Source organism: Agrobacterium larrymoorei (assembly GCF_005145045.1).
Lineage (GTDB): Bacteria > Pseudomonadota > Alphaproteobacteria > Rhizobiales > Rhizobiaceae > Agrobacterium > Agrobacterium larrymoorei.
On the sequence record NZ_CP039693.1, the window covers coordinates 380,597 to 396,698 of the forward strand.

At 56.7% G+C, this 16,102-nt stretch carries 16 protein-coding genes; 3 read left to right on the forward strand and 13 right to left on the reverse strand.

All coding sequences use genetic code 11. The features are described from left to right. Window positions 1-44: 44 nt before the first annotated feature. The 12 genes from CFBP5473_RS22880 to CFBP5473_RS22930 form a co-directional block, all read right to left on the reverse strand. Window positions 45-686 (reverse strand): BA14K family protein, encoded by a 642-nt coding sequence (locus CFBP5473_RS22880; protein WP_051441170.1) that lies wholly within the window; start codon window positions 684-686, stop codon window positions 45-47. Window positions 687-800: 114 nt separating this feature from the next. Beyond that, complete coding sequence (locus CFBP5473_RS22885) at window positions 801-1,886, reverse strand: YihY/virulence factor BrkB family protein (RefSeq protein WP_084631483.1); 1,086 nt, start codon at window positions 1,884-1,886, stop codon at window positions 801-803. 94 nt (window positions 1,887-1,980) lie between these two features. Further along, complete coding sequence (locus tag CFBP5473_RS22890) at window positions 1,981-2,763, reverse strand: EAL domain-containing protein (RefSeq protein ID WP_037170730.1); 783 nt, start codon at window positions 2,761-2,763, stop codon at window positions 1,981-1,983. 46 nt (window positions 2,764-2,809) lie between these two features. Continuing rightward, the gene (locus tag CFBP5473_RS25165) at window positions 2,810-2,977 is read right to left on the reverse strand and encodes a hypothetical protein (protein ID WP_169696917.1); all 168 of its coding nucleotides are present in this window, start codon (window positions 2,975-2,977) and stop codon (window positions 2,810-2,812) included. Window positions 2,978-3,155: 178 nt separating this feature from the next. Beyond that, window positions 3,156-4,181: a GlxA family transcriptional regulator gene (locus CFBP5473_RS22895; RefSeq protein WP_051441169.1), complete on the reverse strand. Its 1,026-nt coding sequence runs from the start codon at window positions 4,179-4,181 to the stop codon at window positions 3,156-3,158. A gap of 176 nt (window positions 4,182-4,357) precedes the next feature. Next, a complete protein-coding gene (locus CFBP5473_RS22900) occupies window positions 4,358-5,227 on the reverse strand; it encodes a D-psicose 3-epimerase (protein ID WP_027674194.1) in 870 nt (289 codons plus the stop codon). A 37-nt stretch (window positions 5,228-5,264) separates the two neighbouring features. After that, entirely contained in the window at window positions 5,265-5,936 is a 672-nt protein-coding gene (locus CFBP5473_RS22905; protein WP_027674193.1) for a nucleoside triphosphate hydrolase, read from the reverse strand. Further along, window positions 5,933-6,811, reverse strand: a complete 879-nt coding sequence (locus CFBP5473_RS22910; protein WP_027674192.1) for a sugar phosphate isomerase/epimerase family protein — start codon at window positions 6,809-6,811, stop codon at window positions 5,933-5,935. Before CFBP5473_RS22910 ends, CFBP5473_RS22905 begins: the two co-directional genes overlap by 4 nt. A 1-nt stretch (window position 6,812) precedes the next feature. After that, window positions 6,813-7,808, reverse strand: a complete 996-nt coding sequence (locus CFBP5473_RS22915; RefSeq protein ID WP_027674191.1) for an ABC transporter permease — start codon at window positions 7,806-7,808, stop codon at window positions 6,813-6,815. Beyond that, on the reverse strand, window positions 7,805-8,821 hold the full coding sequence (locus CFBP5473_RS22920) for an ABC transporter permease (RefSeq protein WP_027674190.1): 1,017 nt from the start codon (window positions 8,819-8,821) through the stop codon (window positions 7,805-7,807). Before CFBP5473_RS22920 ends, CFBP5473_RS22915 begins: the two co-directional genes overlap by 4 nt. Continuing rightward, window positions 8,814-10,304, reverse strand: coding sequence for a sugar ABC transporter ATP-binding protein (locus tag CFBP5473_RS22925; protein WP_027674189.1), 1,491 nt, complete (start codon window positions 10,302-10,304; stop codon window positions 8,814-8,816). The genes CFBP5473_RS22920 and CFBP5473_RS22925 overlap by 8 nt, the downstream gene beginning before the upstream one ends. A 121-nt stretch (window positions 10,305-10,425) precedes the next feature. Continuing rightward, window positions 10,426-11,403 carry a substrate-binding domain-containing protein gene (locus CFBP5473_RS22930; protein ID WP_027674188.1) on the reverse strand — a complete coding sequence of 326 codons (978 nt, stop codon included), beginning with the start codon at window positions 11,401-11,403 and terminating at the stop codon, window positions 10,426-10,428. A 232-nt stretch (window positions 11,404-11,635) separates the two neighbouring features. Here CFBP5473_RS22930 and CFBP5473_RS22935 point away from each other — a divergent pair, with 232 nt between their 5' ends. Beyond that, entirely contained in the window at window positions 11,636-12,730 is a 1,095-nt protein-coding gene (locus tag CFBP5473_RS22935) for a LacI family DNA-binding transcriptional regulator (protein WP_027674187.1), read from the forward strand. A gap of 255 nt (window positions 12,731-12,985) precedes the next feature. Next, the gene (locus CFBP5473_RS22940; RefSeq protein ID WP_027674186.1) at window positions 12,986-14,056 is read left to right on the forward strand and encodes an LLM class flavin-dependent oxidoreductase; all 1,071 of its coding nucleotides are present in this window, start codon (window positions 12,986-12,988) and stop codon (window positions 14,054-14,056) included. Window positions 14,057-14,073: 17 nt separating this feature from the next. Here CFBP5473_RS22940 and CFBP5473_RS22945 read toward each other — a convergent pair whose 3' ends face one another. Next, on the reverse strand, window positions 14,074-14,238 hold the full coding sequence (locus tag CFBP5473_RS22945) for an AbrB family transcriptional regulator (RefSeq protein ID WP_084631480.1): 165 nt from the start codon (window positions 14,236-14,238) through the stop codon (window positions 14,074-14,076). Window positions 14,239-14,575: 337 nt separating this feature from the next. Between CFBP5473_RS22945 and CFBP5473_RS22950 the strand changes: the two genes are divergently transcribed. After that, the gene (locus tag CFBP5473_RS22950; RefSeq protein ID WP_051441168.1) at window positions 14,576-15,481 is read left to right on the forward strand and encodes a GntR family transcriptional regulator; all 906 of its coding nucleotides are present in this window, start codon (window positions 14,576-14,578) and stop codon (window positions 15,479-15,481) included. Window positions 15,482-16,102: the final 621 nt, after the last annotated feature.

Genomic DNA, 16,102 nt, shown 5'->3' on the forward strand with positions numbered 1-16,102 from the left:
CTGAAATACCATTGAGCGGCTGGAGCGAACCCAGCCGCTAAACATCACTGATAAAGCTGCTGATCCGATACCGCGTAGCGGTTACTGGCGGATTGCTGCTGCGGTGGCAGGCACTTCTTTCTGGGGCCGGAAAATGGCTGATAGGAATTGTCTTCTACGCGATAGGAACTATACCGTTCCATGCACCACTGCACATGGTCACTGCCGCTGATATCTTCAGAGACTGCCGCTGTCTGAATTGTGGCCGGGCCCGCGATCTCTGTGGGTGCAACGCATGGCTTTCTGTCGCCGCCGCCATAGGGCTGATAGCTATTGTCTTCCGCAGAATAGGACCGATACTTTGCAGCACACCAGTTCTTTGCCTGTTCGCTGATATCGAAAGTCTGGTCACGGTCCTGCGCCATCTGCATCTGCGTTTCATCGTTGGATGCAACAAGCGAAGGAGCGGCTTTTTTCTTCGCTTCCGCGACAAGGGTTTCGGGGGCGATAACAGCCGGGAGGCGCTCGTAGGCCTGTTTGTTGACGTCGATCCTCTTTACTTCGGAAGTCCAAAGCGGTTCCGCATCCAGATTGGTGAACTGGTGTGAGGGTGCGTCGTGCGAAAGGCTGGAAGCGATTGTCATGGAGCCCGCAAACAGCGGTACTGCGCAAGATGCAAGCAATAGTCCGGCGATGAAGTTCTGCATGAGAGTATCTCCCTTTTGTGATCGGAAATGCTCTCGGCAGCGCTTGGTTCCGCAGCAAATTTTTAAGCTTTATGGAACCTTTTTCAGGGACTTGCGTCCGTTACTTCGTCTTCCTCAGACGCTGAGTTTGCTCTCTTCACCCAGCGTATCTGCAACATAGGCTCCGCGCGTTCCCATGGGCAGTTCAGGCCCGGTCGTCGTATCGAGCGCGGTTTGATGTTCCAACTCCGCATTCAGCGTGCCGCCGACAATGAGGATGGTGACTGATAGCCAGACCCAGATCAGGAAGCCGATCAAAGCTCCCAGCGCGCCATATGTTTTTGCGTAATTGGCGAAATTTTCCATGTAGAAGGAGTAACCGAGCGACATGACGAACCACGATATGGTCGTCAATGCCGCGCCCCAGGTAAGCCACCTGATTTTCGCGGGCTCGCGGCTGGGCGCAAAGCGGTAAATGGCCATAGCTGCGAGCGCGGCCCCCAGCAAAAGGAGCGGCCATCGCATGATCAAAACGGCGGTTTCGAGGTAGGCGTCGAGATAAAGATAGGAAAACAGGACCGGAACGATTGCGACGAAGCCGATGACCACGGCAACGGCAATCATGGCGCAGATGGTGAAGCCCATCGCGACCACATTGAGATGGATGAGGCTGCGCTTTTCATTCTCGTTATAGGCTACGTTCATGGCATCGAATATGGCGAGAATTCCGTTATGACTGCTCCAGAGGGTCACCGCTAGCCCGACAATGAAGGCAATACCAAGCGTCTCGCTCTTTTGCGCTGTCAGCGCGGTCAGTTGATCGGCCACGAGATCGAAAGCACCGGGTGGCAGAATAACTGCAAGCTTGCCCAGATGCTCGGACATTGTCGCAGGGTCGGCGAAGAGGCCGTATAGCGAAACGAGAACCGCGAGCGCCGGGAACAAGGCAAGCAGGATGTAAAACGTCACGCCGCCGGCGATCAGCGTCACGCGGTCGTTTCTGACCTCGTTAAAAACCCGCCCGAGAACATCCAGAAGTCCACGCTTTGGAATATCTTCCGGCACCCTGGCAAGACGCCCCCGCTCCTGATCGCGGGGATTGCCATAGGCAAGTTCGGGCTGCTTTTTGACGAGCGCGAACGAAGCCGCGATGGTCGCTGCAGTAAGAAGGAACAGGGAGCTCTTGGCCGGTATGATGCGCGCGAGTTTCATGCGCATCATAACGTTATAGAGCGCCGAAAAGCTGCGTAAGCTGGATAAGAAATGATGATATGTTTGTGTCTGGCAGAAAAGCGAAAGACGAATGCCCGCTTGTTCAAGCGAGCACTGCTAGGCGGTGCTCGCCTTCTGCACTGACTGCCGGGTAAGCCGAAAGGCTTTCGAAGGTCGGCTTGGCCAGAACGTAACCTTGAATGAGTGATACGCCCAGGTCTCTGAGAGTTGAAAGCTCGTCTTGCGTCTCCACGCCTTCGCATATCGGCGTGATCGACAGTTCGTTCAACATGGCGAGCGTGTGTTTGACGATGCCACGTTTCACCGGATCCTGATCGATCCCGCGGATCAGATCCATATCCAGCTTGACGATATCCGGCTGGAAACGGGTGAGAAGCGAAAGCCCGGAATGGCCAGCACCAAAATCGTCGATGGCAGTCTTGAAGCCGAGCGAACGATATGTACGCAGGATGTTCAAAAGGTGGTTGGTGTCGAGCCGCTCATTTTCAGTGAATTCGAAGATGATGCGATCTGCCGGGAAGCCGGTCTGCATTGCCGTTGCCAACGTCAGCCGAATGCAGGCGCGCGGCTCGTAAACTGCGTTGGGCATGAAGTTGATCGAGAGTTTCGTGCTGCCGGCTGGCTCGAACAGGCTGGCTGCCAGTTCTATTGCCTTGACGCGGCACTGTTGGTCGAAGGCGTAGCGATTGTCGCTCGTCACCTGATCCAGAACTGATCTGGCGCCCTCCCCGCCCGGTCCGCGAACAAGCGCTTCATGAGCAAAGACTGTGCCATTGGAAACGTCGAAGATTGGCTGAAACGCCATCGAGAAAGGAATCGGGAAACCCTCGGCGCCATCATGGCAACCTTTACATTTTGTTGCCATTGAAGCGATCTCCATTTCTAAGCAGGGAGAGTATGCGCGCAATCACTTAATTAGTTTCTAATCCTAATCGAAGGGCGCGAAGGCGTTCGGTCTTGGCGCGGCGCTCTTCCGCTTCTATTGCAACGATGTTGCGAAATGCGGTCGTCGTATTGGCCATCTTTTGCTCGGTGGAGAGCTTTTCTGGCTTGAACAGGTCGTCGGCGGTGGTTGTCATCTACATCTCCGGTAAAGATGAAGTAACAGATTTAGGAATGTAAAGTTCCGTTGCTCCGCCGCTTTCATGGCTCTTCCCATCAGTGGTCAGCGAAAGGAAGCGTCGTTCATTTGCTCGCGGTTGCAGATGCGCCTTCAATGATCACGTGGAGGATCAAATTGGGCAGTTCCGGCCCGATTTAATCAGCGCGCTCAGCATGATCCTCGTCATCATCACGAAGACTGCCGGGGGATTTGCCGTAGATGCGTCGGAAAGAACGGCCCATGTTGGAAGCGCTGCTAAAGCCGACATCGACCGCGATATCGATCAACGGCCTGCTGGTGCTGGTAATCAGATGATTGGCGCGGCGCAGCCGCAGCAGCTTATAGGCTTCAGCCGGGGAGTAGCCGAGAACCCGTTGAAATAGCCGCTCCAGTTGACGACGCGACAATTGTACGGCCTGCGCGAGACGTTCGATCTCGATCGGCTCGGCAATATGCTGCTCCATCAAAAGCATTACGGCGTTGACGCGCTGATCGATTTCGTCGCTGTCATTGCGCGGCTGCATGGGCACGCGCGACTGGCTGTCGCTGGCCTTGCGCGGTGAGGTGATTTGCAGAATGTCGAGCGCATTGCGCTCCGCATCGCGACCGACCCAGGCGCGGACGATAAAGGCCGCCAGATCCGCGGAGCTGGCTCCGCCTGCACAGGAACCGCGTTTTCCATCGAAATTGAAAAGCCGGTCCGGCCTGACGCGAAGGTCTGGAAAACGCTCCCGAAACGCCTCGAAGTGAAGCCAGCTCACGCAGCTCTCATGCTCCCTCATAAGGCCCGCTTCGGCCAGAATGAAGGAACCGGTGCATACACCGAGCAACGGTATATCAAGGGCCGCGGCGCGTTTCAGATAGTCCAGCGTCTGCCGGTTACAAGCCACATCCTCCGAAAGAAGACCACCGACGACGACAAGAACATCGAAGCGTTCCGGCGAGACGAGATCACTCGTCGGTGCGACACTGACGCCGCAGCTGGAGCGGATGAGATGCCGTGTATCACCAAGCACCTCCCAATCCGCCAGCACTCTGCCGGAACGGTCCAGCTCATCGCTTGCCAGACGCAGCGTATCGACAAAAAGGGAGAAGGCAGAGAGGGTAAAGGTGCGTCCCAGAACGAAGCCGACCTTCAGCCGCGCCGGCGATTTGGATTGCTGTTTCTGTCTCTGTAGCATCTGTTCGTTCCGGGGCGGCTTCTCAAAACTGGAGGCATGGATGCTATAGTTCCGCTTCTCTGCGGATCGTCAAGGCTTACGCCGTTGCAGGCTCACTCGTGCCGGGAGGACTGAGGCCGCCGCCATCAAAAATAGGCCTGCTTCGCGCGGAGAAGCAGGCCCCGTCGTTGAGAGGCTCAGCCTCCCAGGACGAACCGTGAAAAGGCGAGTGCCTTGCGTGCATCCTCATCCATCTTGGCCGTATCCGCGCCATCGGTGAGATCGCGCCAGACGCGAATATCAGAGCCGATTGTTCCGCCGGTCTTGACGAAGGGCTCCATGACGACGGCGCCGTCGTAGTTGATCTCCCGAAGCGCCAGGCCGATCTCATGCCACGGCATTCTGCCCTTGCCGGGAACGCGGCGGTTGCTTTCGCCTGTGTGGAAATGACCAAGAAGGGGGCCTGCGGTGCGGATGGCGTCGCCGAAGCTGTCTTCCTCGATATTCATGTGGAAGGTATCGAGCATCACCTTCACGTTCGGCTTGCCGACATCCTTCACGAAGGCCACGCCCTCGGCGGCGGTGTTGAGTACGTGGTTTTCGAAGCGGTTGAGAACCTCGATGCAGAGATTGATGCCGAGATTATTGGCGAAATCGGCGATACCGTGAATGCCCTCGACGCCTCTGGCGCGGTCGCCCACCTTGTCGACCGGCTGGGAATAATCGACAGGCCAATAGGAATGCAGCGCGCCGCCAATGGTGTGGATATCGAGCTTGGCGACATTGGTCAGCGTGCGCTCGAAAAAGGCTTTGCCAGCTTCACGCACCGAAGCGTCCGGCGATGAGAGGTTTTTCGTCTTGGACGGACCGATACCGGCTGTGAGAGTGATGCCATTGTCTTTGGCGCTCTGCTTGATCGCCGCAAGTTCGGCATCGCTATACTCATTGATATGGTGCGCGGCGACCTCAATGATATCGAAGCCGAGTTTCGCGACTTTCTCGATATAGGGGCCGAATTTCGCGCTCCATTCATGCTCCCAATAGGAGTAGTAGATACCGTGTTTCATCTGTGCCTCTTTCGATTGGTAGGAATGCTAAGGGCCGTCAGTTGGCAGTCTCAGCGGGTGTATTGTCAGGGTTCCTCACCCGAAGGTCCGGTTCGGTGCTGATCCTGCCGATCAACAGGCCGTTCGGCAGATCGTTGTTCTCGACTTTGCCTGTGATCTCCTCTTTCGAGAGACCGAAGCTTCGCCAGCGATCCTGAAGCCGTCGCCTTAAGTCGTCCTCGTTCACGTCGACAAAGATCGTGAGATCGAAAATGGGCTTTAGCCGATCCCACGGAGCTTGCCCCGCAAGCAGATAGTTGCCTTCACAGACGATGATATCGATGGATCGGGGGATCAGGCGGCCGCCTGCCCGGGCGATTTCGAGTGCGCGGTCGAAGACGGGCACGGCAATGACATCGTCTTCATTGGCCTTCAGGCGTTCCAGCATGTGGCGTAGCCCGTGCGCATCGAATGTATCGATAGCACCCTTGAACGGGAGCCTGTTCATCTCTTCCAGCACGGCATCGTCGTAATGATACCCATCCATGGGAAAGAGCGCGGCGGAAATATCCTGCGCCGAGTTCAGATGCTCGACCACGCGTTCGGCGATTGTCGATTTGCCCGATCCCGGTGCCCCGGCAATCGCGATGATGATCCGCCTCCCCTGTTTCTCAAAGCGATCCAAGGTCAGATTAGCGATGGTATGTGCGTTTTCGTCTAAAGTGGTCACGGCAATTCTCGAATGGATGCGGCGTTAGAAAAAAGCCGATATTGGTCGGCCTTGCTGCGCAGAAAGGCCAGCCCCTGATCCAGAGTCTCATCCGCATCGCGGGTAACGGGACGCCAGGTCGAGATCGCGCCTGCCATTTCGACCGGCATTCTCGCAAAGCTTTCGAGAACCAGCAGTCCTTTGAATTCTATTCCAGAAAGTGCCGCAAACAGCGCATCCCAAGCCACATTGCCGAAGCCCGGCGTGCCGCGGTCGCTTTCGGACATGTGCATGTATTTCAGGTGGTCGCGCGCAGCGATGATGCCATTGGCGATGCCTTTCTCCTCCATATTCATATGGAAGGTGTCCAGATGGACGAAGACGTTGTCCATGCCGATCCGCTCCACCAGTCCAACCGCCTGCTCGGCAGAATTGATCAGGTGGTTTTCGTAGCGATTGACCGCCTCGATGCCGAACTGGAGCCCTAGCGACTTGGCATGCTTTGCCGCGGCAGTCAGCGCATAGGTCAGATTATCGTATTCGCCCTGGGTCGGCCTTTGTCCGGTGCGCTCATTCGTGCCGCCGAAAGTGACGCCTGTCAGTGCTTGCGCACCCATCTCGCTCGCTTTGTCCAGTGCTGCCTTGAGATGGTCGATTGCAGCATCGGGCCTTATCGAGGCCCAGGCATGTTCGGGCAAGAACAGCGAGCAAGTGGCATTCAGGCGATGTTTTTCCAAAAGCGCCCGGCTACGCTGCGCATCGACGGATGCGATATCGATCAGCGGAATTTCGATGAAATCCTGATTGTAATGGGCGGCTCCGGCGATTGCGCGCTCGGCCCCGGCGTGGTCCCACACGGTGGACCACATCATTGCATGAACACCAAATCCTTGCACGTCAGGCCTTCTTTCTGCGGTATGCGGTATAGTTTGAAACGATTGTGCGGGCGGCCATCACCACGATCATCAGCACGCCCCACAAAGCGGTGGCGAGATGCTGATTGGCGCCAAGCAGGTTCAGCCCGGAGGAGAGAAGCTGCAACACGATCAGTGCGACGAAGACGGGCAGGACGCGTCCGAAACCGCCGAACGGGTTGATGCCACCGAGAAACGCCGCCAGCACGGTGATCAGCAGATAGGATTCACCATGGCCCACGCGCACCGAGTTGAAGCGCGCCAGCATGATGATGCCCGCAACTGCGCACATGAGCCCGGAGAGTGTGTAGACAAGGATTTGAATTTTGCGGGTGTTGAGGCCGGAATAGCGGGCGGCCTCTATGTTCGAACCGATCATCAACAGCCCGAAGCCCAGCTTGCTGCGCGTCAAGAGCAATTGCCACAGAGCAACGCAGACGATGAAGATGAGAAGTGGAATAGGCAGCCCGAAAAACGATCCATGACCGATGGGCGCCATATAGCTCGGGAAGCCCGAAACATCGCCGCCCCTCGTCAAAAATTCTCCGAGACCGCGCAGGAAAATCATCATCGACAGCGTGACGAGAATGGGGTGCGCGCTGGTATAGGCGATTGCGGCGCCGGTCATGGCCCCGGCGGCGCCACCGACTGTGAGTGCTGCAAGACATGCGAAAAAGAAACTGCTGGGCGGCGCATCGACCCCGCCATGGGCCTGCAACACCCATGCTGCTGCAAGGCCGGAAAGGTTGGCGGCAAAAGTGACGGAGAGATTGATGCCGCCGGTCAAAAGCGGCAGAAGCATCGCCAGCGTTAGCAGACCGAGTTCAGGAAGCTGGAAGGCGACGGAGCCGAATGTGCCCATCGAAATAAAGTTGTCCGCCGAAAGTCCGAAGACGAGTATGACCGCGATGAAGGCGATGACCGGACCGGCCATATCCGGGCCGAAAGTGGCGTTGAACTTACGAATGGCAGACGTCATGAGCGCGTGCTCCCCTGTCTTATAGAACGCTTCATTGCGGATGGCAGAAGCTTATCGAGCCGAGCGGAGGAAAGCGTGATCGCGACGAGAATGATGGCCCCGACGATCATCTTGAATGCGAAAGGCGACACGCCCATCAGGTTGAGGCCGTTCTGGGTGATGGAGACCAGAAGCATACCGAGCACGCAGCCGATGACCGAACCTTTGCCGCCGCCAAGCCGGGCGCCGCCCAGCACGGTGGCTGCCAGCACATCCAGTTCTCGCCCGTAAAGCGCGTTCGGCACCACTTCCTGCGCATAATGCGCCTGCATTAACCCGGCGATCCCCGCCATCAGCCCGAGCCAACCAAAGGAGATGTAGTGCATGGCGCCGATATTGATGCCGAAGCGGCGCGCACCTTCGGGATTGTCACCGAAGGCATAGAGCTGCCGGCCAATCGTGGTTCGCGAAATCATGAACCATGTGGCGATACAGCAGAGGATCATGACGACGACCGGAAGGGTGAGTTCCACCCACGATCCGTCCGCCATCTCGCGCTCGTAAAAGACGACGCGTGTGGAAAGCCAGTCAGGTAGATCGTAGATCGATACGCCCTTGGTGAAGAACATCAGCAGGCCAAAGAAGATATTGAAGGTAGAGATGGTGGCAACGATGGAGATGATCCGAAGCCGCCAAACGAGAAAGGCATTGATGAGACCAAGCCCGATGCCGACCGCGCCAGCAATGATGAAGCCCTCGGCCCAATTGCCGCCGCCGAGCGCGCTCAAAGCCAGAACCGTGACATATTGAACCACCGAGGCGGCTACGGCGAAGGATATATCGATGCCGCCTGAGATCAGTACGACGAGCAATCCTACTGCAAAGATGATGTTGACTGCCGACACGTTCAAAACGTCGAAAGCGTTTGAGACGGTGAGAAAACGGTCCGTACCAAACGAAAGGCTTGCACAGAGCAGGATCGTGACGAGGAACAGCGTGAACTCGGTGGTATTTCCCAGGATCAGCCTACGCATAGATGGCGGCCTCCAATTCCGTCAGAGAGATGTGCCGCGGGTCGTAGGTTGCCTGGAAGCGCCCTTCGACCATGTGAATGATCCGGTCCGTATTGAAGTAGACCTCCGGGGGCTCATCCGAGATCACGATGATGGAAAGCCCTTCCGCAGCAAGCTTGCGGACGATTTCAAAAATGCCGGCGCGCGCGCCGACATCCACACCGACCGTCGGCGCGTCGAGGATCAGGATTTTCGGGCCGATTGCCAGCCATTTTGCAATTGCAATACGCTGCTGGTTGCCGCCGGACAGCGTGCGGATCGGATCGTCCGGCAGGCCGATCTTGACGCCCAGCGCGCGGATCCAGTGCGACACCACATCGGCTTTCTTCGTTGGCGAAATCAAGCCGCCGGACAAGATGCGATCGAGCGATGCCATGACCAGATTATCGGCAATGGATTGCGGCTGGTTCAGCCCGAGCGACAGACGGTCCTCCGAGAGATAGGCGACGCCTTCGCGAATGGCATCCCGGTTCGAGCGGAAATCGACCGGCTCGCCTTCGATCAGAATTTCTCCCGATTGCGGGCGGTGCATACCAAAAAGGGTGAGCGCAAGCTCTGTGCGACCCGCACCCAGGAGGCCGGTGATGCCGAGCGTCTCGCCCTTGCGTAGATCGAATGAAATATCCTGAAACTCGCCCGCTCGCGTCAGTTCCCGCACGGAAAGTACGACGGGACGATCGTCATGGTCGGTCGCGATGATGGCACTATCGAAGTTACGACCCGTCATCAGTTCCGTAACGCGCGACTGGGTCATGCCCTCTACCGGGAAAACGCCGACAAGAGCGCCATCGCGCAACACCGTGATCCGGTGCGAAATCTCCAGAACTTCGGCCAGACGGTGAGATACGAAGACGACTGCCACGCCGGACGCTGAAAGATGACGGACGATATCGACCAGATAATCCGCTTCCGATTGCGTGAGTGACGCGGTTGGTTCATCCATGAACACGATGCGCGCCTCGCCGACCAGCGCGCGGGCAATGGCAACGATCTGCCGTTGTGCAATGGGCAACTCCTTGAGCGGCCTGTCTATGTCTATTTCGACACCCAGCCGGGCCAGCGCCTTTTCCGCAGCCTGACGGATTGCGCGCTTGTCGACCAATCCGTATTTGCCGTTTACCGCATGTTGAAAGCCGATATTCTCGGCAACAGACATCTCGTCGAAAAGCGCAAGATCCTGCCAGATGACCTGAATGCCGAGAGACTGCGCGAGTGCTGGCGTCATCGCCGTGATCGGCTTGCCGTCGAAATAGAGTTCAGCCCCGTCCGCCGGTTTGTAGACGCCGGTAATGACCTTGATCAGGGTGCTTTTGCCGCAGCCGTTTTCGCCTGCAAGGCAATGCACCTCGCCGGGATTGACCTCGAAGGACACGTTCTTCAATGCCCGAACGCCGCCGAACGTGACATTGATGTTCTTTAGGGACAGGAGCGGTTCTTCGCTCATAACGGCACATCTCTCCAGTCGCGCCGCAGGTAGTGCGGGCGTCAGTCATATTCATGCTTTGTCGAAGTCGGCGTCGCGTAAACTCGCATGTTTCACGCGACGCCGTGGCCCTGGGGAGGAATTAGAGGCCCATGGAAACCAGCTTGTCGATGCTTTCCTTGTCGATCTTCAGAAGCTGATCCACAACGATGGTATTCCCATCTGGATCGATCTTGCCGAGACCTTCGATATCGTCTCCTGCCTTCGGCACTTGGCCCTTGGCAATACGATCCGCAAGCGTGATGAACACCTCACCGGCCTGCTTCGGATTCCACATGAAACCACCCGTCAGCGCGCCGGACTTGATGAGCTTTGCGCCCTGACCCGGTGAGAACGGGCCGATGACAAAAACCTTGCCGTCCTTTCGGCGTTCTTCGACAGCGCGACCGGCACCAATCGGACCCTGCGAACCGAATGCCAGGAAGCCCTTCAGATCCTGATTGGCGGACATGAGATCGAGTGCTGTCGATCGGCTCTTGTCGAGATCTTCGGCCACGCCGTAGCGGTCGCCCACCAGCTTCATGTCGGGATAGTTGGCCTTGATATAGGCAATTGCTGCATCTGCCCATGCATTATGGAGCGGGACGGTGAGCGAGCCGACGAAGACGGCGTAACGGCCCTTGCCACCCATCTTTTCGGCAAGAAGCTTGCCATGCGCTTCACCGAAGCCTTTGGCGGATGCCAGTTCGAAATCCCAGTCGGCGCCCTGCTGCTTTGGCGATTCATGGGTGATGACCTTGATACCCGCGGCTTGCGCCTTCTTCAAAACCGGCTCCAGAACCTTCGCATCATTCGGCACGACACCGATGAAGTCGACCTTCTGCGCGATAAGGTCCTCGATGGCGCGAACCTGAAGCGCAGGGTCTGCGCTCGTCGGGCCTACCATGAAGCCGTTGACACCCAATTTGGAGCTTTGCTCCTTGATGCCTGCTTCCATGGCATTGAACCATGGAATGCCGCCAATCTTGACGACCACGCCGACCTTTGGACCTTCGGCCCATGCGGTAGACGCGAGCAAGGCGAGCGACAATCCAACAGCTGCTGCAATAATTCTCTTCATGAATGTTCCTCCTCAACAACTCGGCAATCGGATTTGCCCGGTCGGAAAACCGACGCGTTTCAAATCCTCGTCTCGTCTTTGCGAAACGCTCCCTTGCCACTCCCATAGCAACCATCGACGCACAATCGATATTGCTTATCTGCACAATCGATGGTGCAATCACGATATCACGCAAATCTCTTTCGTCAAGAGGATCACTGCTCTATCAATGAGAATCACTGGGAGAATGCAGATGTCGGACCAAAGCGCAAAGAAAGCCACGATTTACGACCTGTCGGTCATGTCCGGTGCTTCGGCATCGACGGTGAGCGCGGTTCTCAATGGTTCATGGCGCAAAAGGCGGATTTCCGAGGAGACGGCGGCCAAGATTCTTTCGCTCGCCAAGGCGCAGCGATACACCGCCAATCTGCAGGCGCGCGGTCTGCGCAGCTCCAAGTCGGGCCTCGTGGGGCTTCTGGTGCCGATTTATGAGAACCGCTTTTTCTCTTCCATGGCCCAGACATTCGAAGCACATGCGCGCAAACGTGGGCTTTCACCGATGGTCGTTTCCGGCAGAAGAGACCCGGAGGAGGAGCGTAAAACGGTGGAAACGTTGATCGCCTATTCCGTTGATGCACTGTTCATTGCGGGGGCCAGCGATCCAGATGGGGTTCATCAGGTCTGCGCACGCTCGGCCCTTCCCCATGTCAACATCGATCTTCCAGGCAAGCTGGCCTCTTCGGTCATTTCCGACAATCGCCAAGGCGCAGAGGTGCTGACGAGCGCAATTCTTGCGCATGCAAGCCGAAGCGGAGACCTGATGCCGGACGACGTCATCCTGTTCGGCGGGCATGATGACCATGCGAGCCGCGACCGCATAGCCGGGTTTCACGCCGTCAAGGAAAAGCACTTCGGCGTACCGGCTGATGACGATATCGAAATCACCGGCTACTCTCCAAAAATGACGGAACTGGCCTTCGAAAAATTCTACGAGCGGAAGGGCCGTCTACCGCGCTGTTTCTTCGTCAACTCTTCGATCAACTTCGAGGGACTACTGCGCTTCATGGGCCGTCATGATGGAGAGGCCTTCGGCGATATCGTCGTCGGCTGTTTCGACTACGACCCCTTCGCCTCTTTCCTCCCCTTCTCCGTCTATATGATCAAGCCTGATATGGCCGAAATGCTTGAGCGAGGCTTTGAACTGCTGGATGCGGGTCCGGGCGAGCCGGTCGTCAAGATTGTCCAGCCTCAACTGGTTTTACCCCGCACTGCACTGGAAGGCCCGCTGGACGACATCAAGGACACGATATCATCCACCAACATCTTGCAGCGTCATGCGCGGGCATGAATTCACTGTCCGCAAACATGGCCTGCTAATTCTCTACTGATCTAGTCGATTTTTCTTCTGACGGAGGCGCCACGCAAATTCTCTTCTCTTTGGAAGCGGTAATTTGGGTCGCACTGCTTGGTCCTGCTCCCAGCTCTTTGACATGCTTTCATGGAGCTAGGCGTCTGGCTTGCCGGAAGTGAAGGAAGACTGCGTGAACGGACTATCTGACAATATTGCCGTGACTTTGAAGCGAGCTGTTCGGCTGGGATCAGCATGACCGGAACGAGCGAATTTCTCTGGTACATTCCGAATGATACGAAGGCGGGGCACCGTGGCGATACGGCCTCCGCAGACCATAATAGTCTTGCAACGCTGACTGCGCACGCCAGGGCCCTTGAGCAGAATGGCTGGAAAGGCGCTTTGATCGGGACGGGCTGGGGCCGACCGGACACGTTTACCGTTGCGACTGCCATTGCAGCGCAGACCACGAGCTTCGAGGCACTTGCGGCAATTCGCCCCGGTTACTGGCAACCCGCTCATTTTGCCTCTGCTGCGGCAACGCTCGATCAGCTTTCGGGGGGACGTCTGCGCATCAATATCGTGTCCGGGCGCGATGACCTAGCGGCCTATGGCGACAGCGAGGGCGACCAGGCCCAGCGTTATGCCCGCACGAAAGAATTCATACGGCTGACCCGGAGGCTTTGGACCGAAGAGAATGTCAGTTTCGAGGGCGAGCATTTCCGGGTTTCCAACTCAACCGCGCAGCCACGCATTCGAGCTCATGGTGAAAGGCTTCACCCAAAACTCTATTTCGGCGGCGCCTCCGAAGCGGCTGAGCAAGTGGCAGCAACGGAAGCGGATGTACAACTGTTCTGGGGTGAGCCGCTGAAGGCTGTTCAGGAACGGATCGAGCGGCTCAAAACTTTGAGCAACCAACTGGATCGCGATCTGCCCCCTCTCGAATTCGGACTGCGCATCACGACGCTTGTGCGCAGCTCAACCGCTGAGGCTTGGAGAGATGCGGAAAACAAGGTCGCGGAAATGGCAAAAGGCAGCGGCGCACGCTGGAACGACCACCTGCAATCCATCGCCGTTGGCCAACAGAGGCTGTTCGACCTGCAAAAACAGGGCGATGTCCTCGATGACAATCTCTACACCGCCCCCGGCCGCTTCGGCGGCGGCGGCGCGGGTACGACCTGGCTGGTGGGTTCGGCAGAGGACGTGGCCTCTTCGTTGAAGAAATATCGCGACCTCGGGATTACACATTTCATCCTGTCCGACACGCCTTATCTGGCGGAGATCGAGAGGCAGGGGCGAGATTTGTTGCCGTTGCTCAGAGACTGAGGTCGCTTGCTGACACGTCACTTCGGCTTGGCACGATTTCCCAGCGCAAAAATCGCAGCGGATCCTGCCAACACCAGCAGAACGCGCACAATGTGGTGGAACACCACGAAGGGCACTTCTATTCCAAGGGTAAGGGCGATCAGGCTCATTTCGGCGACGCCGCCGAGTGAGTAACCCAGCATGGTTCCGACAAGAGGACCGTGGAGCCGATAACGATTTGTGGCAGCCCCAATAACGCGCTTGGCAGCATCAAGGTGGAAGCGCCGGCTAGATGTTAGTCTAAACTGGCATAAACGGGCAGAGCGGATAGCGGGCTAGAAATGGCATGTGGTCCCGAGGGTATGCTTTGGTGATTGCAGATACAGACGATGCAGGAGGCACGATCAGTCGTCTCCAGATCAAAAGATAGGCGAGAGACTATCTTGGCTGGAACAAAAAAGCCGCCTTTTTCAATTGACAGACATCTGGCGCCGGTATCGTGAATTACTGTATCAAAAGAACTGGTCAACAAGGTGGACAATGGCAAATCAGCTGCACAGGGCGCTAGCCTCCAAGATACTTCGATATGTCAGGACTAATGGTTTGCAGGCCGGGCATCATTTGACCGAAGTATCACTGGCCGATCTGTTAGGAACATCGCGCGGCCCTATCCGCGCGGCGCTGGCTTTGTTGATCGCGGATGGCTACGTTCAGCAGGTTCCTAACCGCGGTTTTTTCCTTGGGAATGTCGTCTCCGAGCCGCCGGCGGTCGAGCAGCATGCGTCCAGCGATGATGAAGGGATCTACCTGACGATTGCCTATGATCGGCTTGTCGGCAATATTGCACGCACGGTATCGGAGCCGGAACTGATGCGGCGCTATGATGTTTCGCGCGCCCGCCTGAGACGAATTCTTATGCGGATTGCAACCGAAGGCTGGATAGAGCGCCGCGAAGGTCGCGGCTGGTGCTTTATACAGCTGATCGACTCGGGTGACGCTTATCGCGAATCCTGTGAGCTGCGGCAGATGTTGGAGCCTGCGGGGCTCATCAACGACTCGTTCAAATTAGATGAGGCAATCCTTGACAGGCTGCATCAGCAGCAGGCTATGGTGCGCGACGGGGCATGGGAAACTCTTAACCAGATTGAATTTTTCGAAATCGACGCACAGTTCCATGAAGGCCTAGCCGAGATGTCTGGAAACCGCTTCCTGCTTGGGACGATAGAGCGCCAGAACCAGTTACGAAGACTGATTGAGTACCGCCAAACACTAAACCGCGAGCACGAGCGCGTTCAGAGTAACGAGCATTTCGATATTCTGGACAAGCTTAAGAAGGGTCTTCGCTTCGAGGCGTCGCAAATGCTTGCGCACCACCTCGGCAATGCCAAGATCAGGAATGCGCGGAGTGGCAGTTTAGTAGTTGGAGCGCCTTGGACCAAGGATTGACGCTGCCTTAGGCCGATGGTTTTTCATCTAGGTTGCTACTTACCTTTCGGGTAAGATTATTATGTTTGGGCAAAAGATAAAATCATTTCTGCGTTCAGGAAGATGTCTCCCTCACTGATGTTCGGAAAGTTGAATGAAGCGCTCCACGCGTTTGTTCGTCTTTTCCAATAATGCTGAGCGCCCGGGTTGGCCATTAATGAGCAGGTGACCGAACGGCAGGATTGTGCTGCGATCATTTAAGGGATGAGTGGACCGATATCCTGACCCCGTCTGGATTTGGCAAACCACTAGAACGGCCAGTCAAATCCTCTATTCGGCCGATGAAATAGTGATTCCGAAATGAGTATCAAGCCGGATACATGCCAATATTGAGCTTCAAGCGCCTTGTGCTGGTATAGTGTCAAATCCATACCGCTCCCAGTCCGCATATCTGGAGATCGCGAGAAGCGATCATCGATGTGTTTCAGAATGGTTAACGATCTTTACCGATTCTCCCTTCAACAGCAATCTTGGTGGTTTCAACGCGTGCAAACCGTAAATACTGGACGGAGCGCCCGAATCATGATGTACCCTTAGCGAGCAAAGGTCGGCAAACCGGTGGATGCCCGCCAAGAGGGAATT